The 14,780-nt window shown below is 63.1% G+C and carries 8 protein-coding genes; 5 read left to right on the top strand and 3 right to left on the bottom strand.

Annotation, left to right across the window (positions count from 1 at the left end):
• The first annotated feature begins 241 nt into the window (after nucleotides 1-241).
• The 5 genes from IEW17_RS03675 to IEW17_RS03655 all read left to right on the top strand — a co-directional run bounded on the left by IEW17_RS03675 (nucleotide 242) and on the right by IEW17_RS03655 (nucleotide 9,526).
• Nucleotides 242-1,606: a sigma-54-dependent transcriptional regulator gene (locus IEW17_RS03675; RefSeq protein WP_188560662.1), complete on the top strand. Its 1,365-nt coding sequence runs from the start codon at nucleotides 242-244 to the stop codon at nucleotides 1,604-1,606.
• 88 nt (nucleotides 1,607-1,694) lie between these two features.
• A complete protein-coding gene (locus tag IEW17_RS03670; protein WP_188560661.1) occupies nucleotides 1,695-3,149 on the top strand; it encodes a sensor histidine kinase in 1,455 nt (484 codons plus the stop codon).
• Between the two features lie 167 nt (nucleotides 3,150-3,316).
• Nucleotides 3,317-4,030: a hypothetical protein gene (locus IEW17_RS03665; protein WP_188560660.1), complete on the top strand. Its 714-nt coding sequence runs from the start codon at nucleotides 3,317-3,319 to the stop codon at nucleotides 4,028-4,030.
• 108 nt (nucleotides 4,031-4,138) lie between these two features.
• Nucleotides 4,139-7,438, top strand: a complete 3,300-nt coding sequence (locus IEW17_RS03660; protein WP_188560659.1) for an AsmA-like C-terminal region-containing protein — start codon at nucleotides 4,139-4,141, stop codon at nucleotides 7,436-7,438.
• 156 nt (nucleotides 7,439-7,594) lie between these two features.
• Nucleotides 7,595-9,526 carry a CocE/NonD family hydrolase gene (locus IEW17_RS03655; protein WP_229748788.1) on the top strand — a complete coding sequence of 644 codons (1,932 nt, stop codon included), beginning with the start codon at nucleotides 7,595-7,597 and terminating at the stop codon, nucleotides 9,524-9,526.
• A 39-nt stretch (nucleotides 9,527-9,565) separates the two neighbouring features.
• Here the strand turns inward: IEW17_RS03655 and IEW17_RS03650 are convergent, their stop codons facing one another.
• The 3 genes from IEW17_RS03650 to IEW17_RS03640 form a co-directional block, all read right to left on the bottom strand.
• On the bottom strand, nucleotides 9,566-10,096 hold the full coding sequence (locus tag IEW17_RS03650; protein ID WP_188560658.1) for a hypothetical protein: 531 nt from the start codon (nucleotides 10,094-10,096) through the stop codon (nucleotides 9,566-9,568).
• Nucleotides 10,097-10,221: 125 nt separating this feature from the next.
• Nucleotides 10,222-12,456, bottom strand: coding sequence for an ATP-binding protein (locus IEW17_RS03645; protein WP_188560657.1), 2,235 nt, complete (start codon nucleotides 12,454-12,456; stop codon nucleotides 10,222-10,224).
• Nucleotides 12,457-12,646: 190 nt separating this feature from the next.
• On the bottom strand, nucleotides 12,647-14,779 hold the full coding sequence (locus IEW17_RS03640) for a carboxy terminal-processing peptidase (protein ID WP_188560656.1): 2,133 nt from the start codon (nucleotides 14,777-14,779) through the stop codon (nucleotides 12,647-12,649).
• Nucleotide 14,780 lies beyond the last annotated feature (1 nt).

Here is a 14,780-nt window from a genome sequence, read left to right as displayed (position 1 = left end):
ACGCATCGAACACGTCTTAATGGAGGTCGGCCAAAAGTACACCGTTACTTTTGCGTGACTACTTAATGTTGAGGTTGCACCTCATTGGCTAGCGAAACACCCGTGTGGAAAACTGGAATCAGATTTTACTGTACTACAACTAAGTCATCAGACATTTGATGGTTCTCATTGGCAGTTGATTCCGGGTCAGGGTATTGCAGACATTTTGAAATAGCTAAAGCGTAAGTCAACCACCAATATAATGCCCACCGGTACCCTGCTCATCATCGACGACGAAGCCCGCCTCCGCCAGCTGCTGGCCCAGGTGCTGGAGCTGGAAGGCTACACCGTGCTGCAAGCCCCCGACGCCCACCGCGGCCTGGAGCTGCTGCAGCAACACGCCGACGACGTGCTGCTCGTGATATCGGACGTGAAGCTGCCCGACGGCCACGGCGTGGACCTGCTGCCCCGCTACAAAGCCGCCGCCCCCGATGCCGAAGTGGTGCTGCTCACCGCCTACGGCACCATCCCCGACGGCGTGAAGGCCATGAAGCTCGGCGCGTTCGACTACCTCACCAAGGGCGACTTTGAGCAGCAGCTGGTGGTGGTGGTGGACCGCGCCGCCGAAAAAGCCCGCCTCCGCAAGCGCGTGACCGAGCTGGAGCGCCGCGTGGGCCAGCAGTACCGCTTCGAGTCCATGATTGGCGACTCCACGGAGCTGAAGCGGGTGCAGAAGCTGGCCCAGCAGGTAGCACCCACCGACAGCACCGTGCTGCTGGAAGGGCCCACCGGCAGCGGCAAGGAGCTGTTTGCCCAGGCTATTCACCAGGCCAGCGGGCGGCGGGGCAAGGCCTTCGTGGCCGTCAACTGCAGCGCCTTTCCCAAGGACTTGCTCGAATCCGAGCTGTTTGGCTACAAGAAAGGCGCCTTCACTGGGGCTCTTACGGATAAGAAGGGTTTGCTGGAGGAAGCCAACGGCGGCACCCTGTTTCTGGACGAAATCGGCGAGTTGGAGCTCAATGTACAAGCCAAGTTCCTGCGGGTGCTCGAAAGCCAAACCTTCACCAAGCTCGGCGACACCAAGCCCACCCAGGTGAACGTGCGCCTGGTGGCCGCCACCAACCGCAACCTCAAGCAGGAAGCCGCCGAAGGCCGCTTCCGCCCCGATTTGTTCTACCGCCTCTCGGTGTTCACCATCCTCGTGCCGCCCCTCAAAGACCGGCCCGCCGACGTGCCGCCCCTGGCCCAGCACTTCCTGCAATACTTCGCCGCCCGCCTCAGCAAGCGCCTCCCCGGCCTCGAGCCCGAGTGCCTGGCGCTGCTGCAGCGCTACCCCTGGCCCGGCAATGTGCGCGAGCTAAAGAACGTGCTGGAACGCGCCGCCATCCTGGCCCCGGCCGGCGAGCTGCTGGCGGCTGACTTCCTGCCCGATGAATTTCACGCCCTGGGCCGTCCGCCCCGCCCCGGTGCCGACGCGGCCGATGAGAGCCTGCGGGCGCTGGAAGCGCGGCACATCGGCAAGTTGATGGGCGAAATGGAGGGCAACAAGCCGGAAGTGGCGAAAAAGCTGGGTATCGGGCTGACCACGCTGTACCGGAAATTGCAGGAGTACGGATTGGAAGGGTAGCGCGGACTCTGTGAATCCGCGCCTGGGCGAACGACACCCACTATTCCAGCAACACGCGGACTCGCAGAGTCCGCGCTACAACCCAACTATGTCCCTCAAACTTAAAATCCGCCTCAGCGTCTTCCTGCTGCTTTTGCTGCTGCTGGGGCTGGGCGGCTATGCTTTCCTCACCATGAGCTACCTGGAGCACGGCGCGCACGGCATCAAGCAGGCCGATTTCAACGCCGCCCGGGCCACGGTGCTGGTCTTTTTGGCGGCTGGCACGGCGGTGGGCATCGTAATGATGGTGCGGCTGCCGCGCATAGTGGTGCGCCCCCTGCACCGCCTCACCGCCGACATGGAGCGGGTGGCCGGCCCCGGCCCCGCCACCCGCGTGGCCGTGGGCCGACGCGACGAAGTGGGCTCCGTGGCCGCCGCCGTGAACTTGGTGCTGAGCCAGGCCCAGGCCGACCGCCGCACCACGCTGGCCGAGCTGTTCACCGAGCGCAACCGCATGGCCAGCCTGGTCCGAAACCTCGATGAGGGCCTGCTGCTGCTGGATGAGCACGGCATCATTGTACTGGCCAACCCCGTGGCCTGCGACCTGCTGGGCCTGCCCCAAACCGCGCTTCTGGGCCAGTCCGCCGCCGCCGTAGCCGCCACCCACGAGCTACTGCGCGAGCTGCTGGTGCCCCTGGCCGAAGCCAACCTGGCCGGCGACGCCGTGCCCGACCCGGTGTTCACGTTTCCGCACAAGGGCGACGCCCCGCACTACCAGCTCAGCATCAGCCCCATCACCACGGCGGCCGGGCCGGGCGCGGGCCAGCCGGTAGCGGCCGGCTACATTTTCTGCCTGCGCAACGTGTCCGATTTCAAGAAGCTGGACGAGGTGAAATCCACGTTTTTGGCCACCATCTCGCACGAGCTCAAAACGCCGCTCGCCAGCATCAAGCTCAGCCTGATGCTGCTGCAAAACCCGCGCACCACCGATGCCGAGCGCCACACGCTGGCCGCCGGCATCGGCGAGGAAACCCAGCGCCTGCTGAGCATGGTGGGCCAGCTCATCGACGTGTCGCGCCTCGACGCGGGCGCGGGCATCAAGCTCAACGTGCAGCCCATGCGCCTGGCCGACGTCATCGGCTACGCTACCCGCACGGTGCTGCCGCAGCTCCACGACAAACAGCTGCAGCTCAGCACCACCCTGCCGGATACCCTGCCCGCCGTGCACGGCGACGTGGAAAAAACCACCTGGGTACTCATCAACCTGCTTTCCAACGCCATCCGCTACTCGCCCGCCGGGGCTCCGCTGTGCATCCGGGCCGTGCCGTGGGGCGAAATGGTGCGCGTGAGCGTGGAGGACTGCGGGCCGGGCATTCCGGCTGAGCACCATCGGCGCATTTTTGAGCGGTTCGCGGGCATGCCGGGGCAGGCCGAGCACAGCGGCAGCTCGGGGCTGGGCCTGAGCATTTCGCGCGAGTTCATCGGCGCGCAGGGCGGCCAGCTTTGGGTGGAGAGCGAGTCGGCGGCGGGCAGCCGGTTTTTATTTACCCTGCCGGTGGCGTAGGACGGGATTGGAGTTGAGCTAGAAGTATCGATGATGCGCAGAATGCTCGGCATGACGTTCTGGATGATTCAAAAGGAACCCTTTCCGGTTGTTTGCGGCCGCCGTACGTAAACCCGACCGTAACCGCAGCCGCTGGCTGCCTCTCAATCCTCCAGAAATCCCCCTTTATGTCGACTACCCCAACCCCGAAATTCACTGTCGAGCGCCTCACCTTTGCCACCTTAACCGAGCTGCCAAACACCTGGCAAAACCAGGACTACAAGGCGCTGCTCGTGAAAATGAACTATGACAATCCGGACGGCATCAGCGAGGCTGAGCTGAAGGACATGTGCCTGATGTCATTCACCGATTTGGAGCCCCGCGAGGCGGCCGAAGTGGTGCTGGGCTATCTATATCCGGAAGAGCTGAATGCCGGCCAGATTGAAAACCTGGCCCACCAGATGCTCACCGAAAAGCTTTGGGAAGAAAATCCGGAGCTGCCGCTGCACAAAGGCTTTTACCAGGCCACCCAGCTGCTGCACGATGCCTACAACGGCACGTTTCCGAGCACCAAAGCGGTGCAGTTCCAAGTAAAATGCACGGCTGATAATCCCGACGATTTGGCCGTGTTTGCCGCTGAGCCGGCCGCGCCGCTGGTGCGCCTGCTTGCGCCCGGCCTGCCTGACAATGCGCTGATAAACCGCCTGTTTTCCTCACAGCTCGAAGGCGACAAATTTGAGGAAGCCAAGTCCATGCTCTGGCAGCTGAGCACCACCGAGAAAACGGCGAATTCCATCACCTTCGAGGTGGTGAGCTCGGCCTACTGGCTGGAGGATTTTAAGTACGCCGACACCTACGAAGCCCCAACCCACGCCGACGCCGTGATAGCGGAAGAGGAATAAGTATCTGGCTGATTAAGGTCCCGCAGCTGCACGCAGCCGGTTTTTTCTCGTAGGCGCGCTTACTTTAGCTCCCCAGCACGCGGCCGCCCCGCGGCGTATCCGGCATCTATGAAGTTCCTTCCCCTGCGACGAGTATTGGCATCGGTGGTGCTGCTGGGCGTGCTGGGGGCTGGGGTGGCCGTGTGGCTGGTGGGCAGCCAGTACGGGCGGCGCGTGGTGGCCCAAAAAGTCCGCTACGCCCTCACGCACAATTCGGAGCTGGTGCTGGCCCCGTTCACGGTGGAGTTTTCGCCGTGGCGCGACTTCCCGTACCCCACGGTGTCCCTGCACAACCTGGCCCTGACGGATACGTCCTACCAAAAAAGCGTGCCCGTGCTGCGCATTGCCCGCGCCGACCTGCGCGTGGAACTGCTAAGCCTGCTGCGCGGCCGGGTAGACGTGCGCCGCCTGGCCGTGACCGACGTGGACTTTCAGGAGCGGGTCGACTCGCTGGGGCGGGCCTGGGGCCTGCGCGGCAAACGCCCCAAGGGCACCGGCAACGCCCCCACCCTCAACCTGAAACTCGACGAGCTGGTGGTGAATAACTTCCGCTTTAGCTCGCACAATGCGTACTCACGCGGGGCTTTTGGGGTGCTGGTGCGGCAGGCCCAGCTCCGGGCGCGGCTGCGGGGCGGGGTGCTGCGCGTGAACGGCACCCTTGCCGGCGAGCTGAGCTACCTGCGCACCCGCGGCGGCACCCTGTTTGAGCGCGAGCCGGTGACGGCCCGGGTGAATTACCGGTACACCTTTAAGGAGCGCCAGGGCCTGATTTACCGCACCCGCGCCACGTTGAACGGCGACACCATCCGGGTGAGCGGCACCCACACCGTGGACCCCAGACAACCGGTGGGCACGCTGATGAACCTGCGGTTCGTGGGCAACCAGCCGCTGGTCGATGTGCTGCGGGCCGCCCTGCCCCCCCGCCTCGAATCCTACCTCAGCGGCACCCGCAGCCCCAGCAAAGCCCACATTCGCTACACCATCAGGGGGCTGAGCGGGCCCAAAATATCGCCCCGCAACGTGCTCACCTTCAACCTACGCGGGGCTAGTCTGCAGTGGCCTGAGCCCGCCCGCCACATCAGCCGCTGGGACTTGCAGGGCACCTACGACAACGGCCCGGCCCACAACATCAAATCCACGGTACTCACGCTGCGGCGCTGCCGGCTTTACTCGGCGGCGGGCCAGCTCGATGTGGCCCTCACGCTGCGCAATTTTCGCCGACCACTGCTGGACGGGCACTTTCAGGGCCGTGCCACGCTGCCCGAGCTGGCGGCCCTGCTGGGCCCAACCCACTGGCAGGCCCGGGGCGGCACCGCCGATATCGACGTGCGCCTGCGGGGCCTGCTGCCGCCCCGGGCCGACCGCCCCGCGCCCCGCGTGCCGCAGCGGCCGTTGTCGCTGCGCGGCACGGTCACGCTGCACCGCGCCTCGCTGCTGCTGCCCACGCGCGGGGCCGATATTTCGGGCCTGAACGTGCAGGTGAGCCTGCGCGACAGCCTGTGGCGCCTGGCCAACGCCTCGGGGGTGCTGAACAAGATGCAATTCCAGGCCTCGGCCACTACCGTCAATTTGCTTGGGTATCTCAATGGCCGCCAGCCCACGGCCAGCATCAGCGGGCGATTTGTGGTGGATGAATTGCGGGTGGCTCAATTGCAGGCCCTGATGCGGCCCCGGCCCCGCGCCGTGGGCGCGGGCTTTGCTCCCACCAGCCTGCCCAAGCCCGCCCGCGCCCCGCGCGACAAAGCCCAGCTGGCCGCTACCCTGGGCAGCGAGCTGATTCCGGCGGGCCTGCTGCTGGATGTGAGCCTGCGCTGCCAGCGCCTGCTGCTGGCCGCCGATACCCTCAGCAACCTGGCCGTGACCGTGCGCCACGACGGCCAGCGCGTGCAGCTCCAAAACCTGGCTGGCCGCGTGTGGGGCGGCGACGTGCGCGGCTCGGTGCAGTGGCCCACCGACCCCGACAACAAGGTAGCCCCGGTGCAGTATCGCGTGGGCGTGCACTTCGCCACTCTCAACTACCTGCAGTTTCTGGCCCGCCTGACGCGGCCCGCGCCCGAAGTTGCACGGCCGGCCAAGGGCCAGCGAAAACGGGCAGCTATCCCCGCCCTGCGCGAGTTGCTGCTCATGGCCAACGGCCAGCTCAACCTCGATATCGACCGCGTAGAATTGCCCGAAGACGAAAGCATGAGCCGCGTGAGCCTACAGCTGGAAAAAACCGGCCCCACCCTGCGCATGCCCTACCTGCGCTTCCGCACGCCCGAAGGCGGCACCGGCGTAGCCTCGGGCACCGCCCAGGTGGACGGCCTGCACCTGACCGCCGCCGATGCCGACCTGACCCTGCGCTACGGCACCCTCGACGTGCAGCGCCTGCTGGGCCTCATCGCCAGCCTCACCACACCCGCCGACTCGGTGCCCACCGCCCACACTCTGGCCCGGGCCGAGCGCCGAGCCACCCGCCGCGCCCAGCGTCTGCGCCAGCCCGGCGGCAACCCTTCGCTGTTTTCCAATGGGGTGCTGAGCGCCGTACTGCGCGTGGAGGCCGACCACGTGAACTACGGCACCGTAGACGGCCGCAACTTTCGGTTGCTTTCGCACCTGCTCGATGGCGAGGCCCGGCTCGACAACTGCTCGCTCGATGCCCTGCAGGGCCACATCAACCTGAGCGGCTACATGCGCAGCAGCGCCAACCGGGCGCATCATCCGACGCAGCTGCAGTTGCGGCTTCAGGATGTGCAATTGCAGCCGCTCTTCGCCACCATCACCGGCATGGGCCTGAATGTGCTGAGCGGCGACAATATTCGGGGCTCCCTGCGCGGCGTGGCCGATGTGCACACCGACCTGGGCCGCACCTTTCTGCCGGCCCTGCCCCAGACGGCGGGCTACCTCAAAACCGAATTTCGCGACCTGGAGCTGCTGAACGTGGAGGTGCTGATGGAGGCGCTTAAATTCATGAAAGCCGAGCGCACCGGCCACCTCTACTTTGAGCCCGTGAGCGGCGAATTCGTGCTTGCCCAAGGCCAGCTCATCATCCCCGGCCTGAAGCTGAACAGCAACCTGAGCAACCTCGAAGTTAGTGGCCATTACGGCCTCGACGGAGCCACCAACCTGTATGTGGGTCTCAAACCCTTGCAGGCCCTATTTGGCAATAACGACAAGCGGGTCGAGCGCATTCAGAACGGCGAGCCGATGAGCAATTCCAAGAACAAACTCACCTATCTCAACCTGCGGCGCACGGCTCCCGGCGAAAAATACAAAGTGCGCTTGTTTCAGCGCGACGAGCGGCGCGCCGCCCAGGCCAAGCTGCTGGAGCAATACCGCGGCTACCTGCGCACCCAGCGGCTGGACACCACGGTGCGCATGCTGCGGTAGTTGTGAATCGAACGAGAGGAACCGTCCCACTAATCAAAAAGAACGTCATGCTCATCTGGCGTCCGCGCAGCCGAAGCCAGATGAGCATGACGTTCTTTTTTCTCAGGTTGCGCCGTTCTTCTATTCGCCCAATACACAACTCCTGCCTGCCGTTCTTTGCCCACCAACCAGCCCCAAGCCGCCCGCATGACCCGCTATTTCTTCGCCGCTCTCCTCATCTTTTCTGTCGCAGTCCCGGCCCAGGCCCAGACCCGCGCCCAGGATTCCACCTTCGTGCGGCAGCACTACACCAAGCTCGACCGCCAGATACCCATGCGCGATGGGGTGAAGCTCTACACCGTTATCTACGTGCCCAAAGATGCCGCCGCAGCCACGCCCTACCCGTTTCTGATGACACGCACGCCCTACTCAGCCGGGCCGTACGGGGAAGACAAGTACCGCACGCGCGGCCCCGGGCCCAGCCGGGAGCTTTCGGGCGAGAAGTACATTTTCGTGTACCAGGACGTGCGCGGCCGGTACCTGAGCGAGGGCCAGTTTGAGGAAATGACCCCGGCCCTGACGGCCACTCAGGCTGGAAATAACCCAACCCCGGCCACCCCGCACGACGAGAGCACCGACACCTTCGACACCATTGAGTGGCTGCTGAAGAACGTGCCCGGCCACAACGGCCGCGTGGGCATGCTGGGCATTTCCTACCCCGGCTTCTACGCCTCGGCGGCGCTGCCCAACGCCCACCCGGCGCTGAAAGCGGTGTCGCCCCAGGCTCCGGTTACGGATGAGTTTCTGGGCGATGACGCCCGGCACAAGGGCGCATTTTTCTTGCTCGATAACTTCGAGTTCACCAATTATTTTGACGTGCCGCGCCCCAAGCCAGTGGCTGAATACCAGGAGCTGTTCAAGTTCGAACCCAAGGACGCTTACAAGTTTTTCCTGGCGCTGGGGCCCATCAAAAACGCCAATGGCCCGAAGTATTTTAACAACCGCGCCCGCATCTGGAACGAATACCAGCAGCACGACACCTACGACGCCTACTGGCAGGCCCGCAACATTCGCCCGGCCCTCACCGGTGTGAAACCGGCCGTGCTGGTTGTTGGCGGCTGGTTCGATGCCGAGGACTTGTACGGAGCCCTGAACACGTATAAGACCATTGAGAAGCAAAACCCCGGCGCTACCAACCGCCTCGTGATGGGCCCCTGGACTCACGGCGCCTGGGCCCGGCCAGACTGGAGCAGCTTCGGCCCCCTCAGCTTTGGCTCGAACACGGCCCAAACCTACCGTGAAACGCTGGAAACACCATTTTTCAACTTCTATCTGAAAGATAAAGGCACGTTTAATCCGGCCGAAGCCACGGTATTCAACACCGGCACCAACGAGTGGAAAACCTACCCGGCCTGGCCACCGGCTGCCACGGAAACGCGAGTATTGTACTTTCAGAAAGCCAACAATCTCGCCTTCAGCGCCCCCACTGCCGACCAAAAACCCACCGAATACATAAGCGACCCGGCCAACCCGGTGCCTTACACCGACGGCGTGCACGCGGGCCGCAACAACGAGTACATGACCGAGGACCAGCGCTTCGCCGCCAAACGGGCCGACGTACTCACCTTCCAAACCGAAATCCTGACCGGGGACCTGACCCTGGCCGGCCCCCTCACCGCCGACCTGTTCGTGAGCACCACCGGCACCGATGCCGACTTCATCGTGAAAGTCATCGACGTGCTGCCCGCCGATGCGCCCGCGCCAGTGCCCAACCCCAAAAAGCTGCAAATGGCCGGTTACCAGCGCCTCGTGCGCGCCGAGGTGATGCGCGGCCGCTTCCGCAACAGCTTCAACAAGCCGGAGGCCTTCAAACCGAATGAGCCCACCGAAGTGAAATACGAGCTGCCCGACGTGCTGCACACTTTCAAGAAAGGCCACCGGCTGATGGTCCAGGTGCAAAGTACCTGGTTTCCCTTGGTCGACCGCAACCCGCAGACCTTCGTGTCCATCGCCACGGCCGAAGCCAAGGACTTCAAGAAAGCCACGATAAAGCTGTACCACGATGCCGGCCACGCCTCGGCCGTGCGGGTGCAGGTGGTGGCTCGGTAACAACGGGCCTGCTAAACTGACAGTTAATGGTTTATGCGATTAGTCAGGTAAAGTGAGGCCATAAATTAGCAAAGGCCATACCAGGACACCAAACCCTATGATTGCAAAGTGATATCCACTAAACCGCTTTTTATCTTTTCCGGCGTATTCCGCTGATTTCAATAATGCAAACCTTAGTTCGTTATAGGGGGCAACCAGAAACGCAAAAGCCAAGAGACTAACCAGCCAAAAAGGGTCGGGGAGCCGGACAAGTAAGCTTAGAATAATATAACCTGCTGCCGAGTTTTTAGCATTATAAACAGGCGCAAAATCGTTGTTCTGAGAAAACCGGTTAATATTCTTCATCAAATCATACACGGTAAATAGACTGAAAATAGCCCGTACCGCTGGCCAGATATCGGATTGCTGCCGCTGTTTAAAGAATCGCCAGGCTTTGTATTGCCACCAAACGCTGTACAGACCAAACGTAGCTACGCATAGAATAATGAATTTTACATCATTCAGCATCTCCTTTTCCTCAAGCAAAACGGGTTGCGAATAAAGTTGGTCAGGCGTAGTAGTTAAATTCATAAAGTCGGGGAATATTCGGTGCACCAATACAGTTTTCCAAGCAAGTTATGGGTTAATACCAACACCAAGTCAATCTATCGAAACAGACTTACACTTGGCGATATTCTAAATTACCCATCGTACCGCTACAAGTACACCCGAAACGTGGAGCCCTCCCCCACTTCGCTTTCCACTTCGATACGGCCGCCGTTGCCCTGCACGATGCGATGGACGAGGTAGAGGCCCACGCCCGTGCCCTCGGTGTGGGTATGAAAGCGGCGGAATAGTTGAAACAGCTCGTCCTGATGGCGCTGCACGTCGAAGCCCAGGCCGTTGTCTTCCACCAGCAGCACGGGCGCCCCGGCCTGCTTCCAGAGCGACAGGTGGATGCGGCAGGGCCGGGCCGGGTCGTTGTACTTGATGGCGTTGCTGAGCAGGTTGAGCAAAATGGTGCGCAGGTTGGCCCGGGAGTACTGCACCGTGGGGGCGGCGGCGAAGTCGGTGGTGATGCGGGCGCGGGCAGCATGCACTTGCGGCTGCAGGGTTTGCAGCACCTCCAGGGTCAGCTCGCGCAGGGCCACGGTTTCGGTAGGAAGCTGCACATTTTGCTGCACCTGCCCCACCAGGGCCAAATCATCGACCGTGTTGCTGAGCTGGTGCAGGGAGTCGTCGACCATCGGCAGCAGCAGCTCTTCCTCGGGGTCGGCAAAGCGGATGACGTGGCGCAGCTCGTCGAACAGGCCCACCAGGTTGTTGATGGGCTGCTTGAGGTCGTGGCTGGCCGCGTACACGAAGTTGTCGAGGTCCTGGTTGGTGCGTTGCAGCTGGCGGTTGGTGGTGGCCAGTTCCCGAATGTGGGCGCTGGCCTGCTCGTTGACCAAGGTCAGCTCCTCGTTGGCGCGGTGCAGCTGCTGACGCACCCGCGCCTGCTCGGTCACTTCAAAGGCAAACACCAGCACCCCGTCCACGTTGCCCTGCTTGTCGAAACGGGCCTGCTGAATGTAATCGAAGTAAGCATCTTCCAGGGGAGCTCCATCGTACCGCGCTACAGGAATCAGGATGCTGTTTTCCTGGTGGGTTTTGCCCGTTTCGTAAACCCACCGGAAGGAGTGCCACACGGCGTGGCCGGCCAACTCGGGCAGGGCTTCGAACAGGGGCCGGCCGACCAACTGCCGGCCCGGAAACAACTGCTGGCAACTGGGATTCACCAGCTCACACACCAGGTCCGGCCCATCCAGAATGCAGATGGCGGCCGGTGCTTGCATAAACAAATGGTGGAGGCGGGCCCGCTGGCGTTCAGCCTCAGCCTGGGCTACTTGTAGCTCCACGGTGCGCTGCGACACCCGCATTTCCAGCTGCATATTTAGCTCGCGCACGCCCAGCTGAGCATGGAACAGGTCGTCGTTGTTGGCCCGAATTTCCTCGTTGGCAGCCTGGAGCTCCTCGTTGGCGGCAGCCAGCTCTTCGTTGGCGTTGGCGGCGTACCGCTCGCTCGCCTCAATTCGCTGCCGGGCCACCACCTGCAACGTTACATCGTAGGCGAATACCATGATGCCGTCGGGCCGTTTGCGCCCGTCGAACCGGGCCTGGTAAACAAAGTTATAATACCGTTTTTCCAACTCGCGCCCCCCGGAGTTGTCGTGGTCGAGCTGCACCAGCATCTCATTGGCCCGGAAGGGTTCGCCGGTGCGGTACACCTCGTCGAGCAGGCCGAAGATGGGCTGGCCAGCCAGTTCGGGCATGGCTTCCCGAATGGAGCGGCCCAGCAGCGGCCGGTCGCCCACTAGCGCCTGGTACGGCGGGTTCACCAGCTCAAACACGTGCTCGGGGCCGGAGAAAATGCAAATCATGGCCGGGGCCTGCATAAACGTGTCGTGCAGGCTGGCGCGTTGGCGCTCGGCCTCGGCGAGGGCGGCCTGCTCGCGGGCCTGGCTGGCGCGCAGGGCCTGCTCCACGTGTGTGCGCGACTCGTCGGCCGTGTCGGTAAAGCTTATCAGCAACCCGGCGCCTACCCGGCGGGCCGCCAACCGGTAGTAGGCGTCAAAGCCGTCGAGCTGGTAGTTGAAATCGCGACGTGACGGCTGGCCCAACTCGAATACCTCGCGGTAGAAGTCAAAAATACCGTTGGCCACCGTGCCGGGCGCCACCTGCAAGTGCGTGGCGCTGGGGCAGGCGGGCAGTTTCAGCATGCGTTGCGCCGCCGCGCTAAGCAGCAAAAAGTTAAAGTCGATAATCTCCCCGCCTTCAGCCGCCCGTATAGGTCTCAGCAGCACCAGCGCCGTGATGGAAGTAGCAAACACCCCGGCCAGCAGCTCTTCCGGGGAGGAATCATCCAAAATACCGGCGGGTAGCGCCAGCGGAGCGTGGTTGGAATCGGGCATAAGCACATGGTAAAGCGAGCCCGGTACCTAAGCCCGCCCTAACCTACGCAAATATTGGTAATAGAAATTACCAAAACACGGGAAGCAGCCCGGCAACACTGTCCCCGCAACCCCATTTCAGGCCCCAACAGAAAGCCCCGTCGCGACAGTCGCGACGGGGCTTTTTTCACGCATTATTCCCTTCTCCGAGCTACAGCTCGTCGCCAATCACGGCCACGGCTTCGGCCAGGGCGGCATCCCGGCGCAGGGGCTTGAGGAAGCGGGCGGCGCGCTTGGCCGCTACCGAGTCGGCGGCCGGGCGGGCATCGGCCGCCAGGGCCGTCACGTCGAGCACGGCAATGGCATTCTGGGCGGCAGTTTGCTGCTTGTTGGCGGTGCGGGCCTGCTGTTGCAGGGTGCGGTAGGCAGCCAGGTTTAGCGAGAGGGCAGTTTGCTTGCGGCGCTCGGTGGCCCGCGCGGCCCCATCCGTAATCAGGCGAAAGCTGGGGCTGATGGCTACCCGGGCCGCACTGGCGGCCCGCAGCTTGGCAATGCTGGCGGGCAGCGTATTGGCGGGCTGGTACACGGCGGGCATAATTTCATCCCAAGGCAGCGGATACTCCGACTCCTGTTCGCCCTTGGCAAAAGCGGTGAGCGCATCGGGCAGCGTGATGTCCGGCACCACGCCTTTGAACTGCGTCGAGCCACCATTCACGCGGTAAAATTTCTGGATGGTGAGCTTGAGGGAGCCCAGGGGCTTGAGGGCGTTGGCCTGCGGCGACACCGCGTTGTCGAGGTCAAACACCTGCTGCACCGTGCCTTTGCCGTAGGTGGTGCTGCCCATCACCACGGCGCGCCGGTAGTCCTGCATGGCGGCGGCCAGAATCTCGGAGGCCGAAGCGCTGTACTTGTTCACGAGCACCACCAGCGGGCCAGCGTACTGCACCTGCGGGTCGGTATCGGCCACGGGCTCGGCGGGGCCACGGCTGGTTTTCACCTGCACCATGGGGCCGGTGGGCACAAACAGGCCGCCCATGTCCACGGCGTCGCGCAGCGAGCCGCCGCCGTTGTAGCGCAGGTCGAGGACCACGCCGGCCACGTTTTCTTTCGAGAGCTTGGCTAACTCATTTTTCACATCAACCGCGCTGCTGCGGCCGCCTTTGCCGCTGAAGTCGGCGTAGAAGCCGGGCAAATGGATATAACCGTAGGTGCGGCCGCTCTGCTTCACCAGGGCCGACTGGGCGTAGGTTTCCTCAATCACCACCACGTCGCGGATGATGGGAATGACCAACGTGGCCCCGTCGGGCTTGCGCACCGTGAGGCGCACCTCCGTGCCCTTGGGCCCCCGAATCAGCTTCACGGCTTTGTCGAAGCGCATGCCTTCCACGCTCACGGGCTCGGCGGCACCCTGGGCTACGCGCAAAATAATGTCGCCCACTTTCAGCTCGCCCTGCCGCGACGAAGCCGAACCGGCCACAATGTCCGTCACCTTGAGGTGGCCTTCGTCTTCAATCAGCTGCGCGCCGGTGCCCTCCAGGCGGCCCGACATCTGAATGTCAAAGTTGTCGCGGGCAATGGGTGCGAAGTAGTTCGTGTGGGGGTCGTAGCTGTTGGCGATGACGTCGGCAAAATCGGCCAGCCGGTCATTGGAGTCATTTTTCAGCTGGTCGGCAAAGGCGTCATCGTAGTACTTCAGCACGCGCTTGCGGGCTTCGGCCTCCATTTCCACGGCCGTGCGCGGGCGGCTGCTGATGGTGCCCGGCGAAGCCGATACCTTGGCGGCAGCCAACGGCTTGTCTTTTTTGTTCACCTCGTCGTCCATCATTTCCGAAAGGCGGGCCAGGGTCTGGTACTTCAGCATTTTGCGCCACTGCTCGCGCTGGGCGGCGGCGCTGGCGGCATACACAGCTTTGGCGGGGTCGGTTTCCCAGTTTTCCTGCACCGTGAAGTCAAACGGCTTGGCCAAAATCTGGCGGTAGATGGCCTGCACCTCCAGCATGCGCTTGCTCAGCAGCTGGCTGGTAGCATCCAGAAACTCGTGGCTGCTGCCGCGCAGCTCGTCGTCAATCTTGGTCTGGTATTGGCGCAGGGCGGCCACTTCGGGGGCCAGCAGCAGCTGCTTGTTCACGTCCACCCGCTTCAGGTAGAGGTCGAACACGCGCTGCGAGAATTGGTCATCCAGCTTCTCGGGCCGGTAGTGCAGCTGAGTCAGGCCCTGCAGCATCACGCCGAGCACCACTTGGTCGCGCGGGGGCGTACCCTGGTACACCGAGTACGAAGCCAGCCCCAGCAGGGCCAGCACGGAAGTGGAGTAGACACCTAGTTTAAATCGCGGAAATGGCATG

Source organism: Hymenobacter frigidus (genome assembly GCF_014640435.1).
Classification (GTDB): domain Bacteria; phylum Bacteroidota; class Bacteroidia; order Cytophagales; family Hymenobacteraceae; genus Hymenobacter; species Hymenobacter frigidus.
Note: the sequence above shows the minus strand (reverse complement) of the source record. Positions and strands in the feature narration are given on the sequence as shown.

Bases quoted from the DNA above. Each gene is read 5' to 3' on its own strand.
- IEW17_RS03675 (WP_188560662.1), top strand. From the start codon at position 242: ATGCCCACCGGTACCCTGCTCATCATCGACGACGAAGCCCGCCTCCGC.
- IEW17_RS03670 (WP_188560661.1), top strand. From the start codon at position 1,695: ATGTCCCTCAAACTTAAAATCCGCCTCAGCGTCTTCCTGCTGCTTTTG.
- IEW17_RS03665 (WP_188560660.1), top strand. From the start codon at position 3,317: ATGTCGACTACCCCAACCCCGAAATTCACTGTCGAGCGCCTCACCTTT.
- IEW17_RS03660 (WP_188560659.1), top strand. From the start codon at position 4,139: ATGAAGTTCCTTCCCCTGCGACGAGTATTGGCATCGGTGGTGCTGCTG.
- IEW17_RS03650 (WP_188560658.1), bottom strand. From the start codon at position 10,096: ATGAATTTAACTACTACGCCTGACCAACTTTATTCGCAACCCGTTTTG.
- IEW17_RS03645 (WP_188560657.1), bottom strand. From the start codon at position 12,456: ATGCCCGATTCCAACCACGCTCCGCTGGCGCTACCCGCCGGTATTTTG.
- IEW17_RS03640 (WP_188560656.1), bottom strand. From the start codon at position 14,779: ATGCCATTTCCGCGATTTAAACTAGGTGTCTACTCCACTTCCGTGCTG.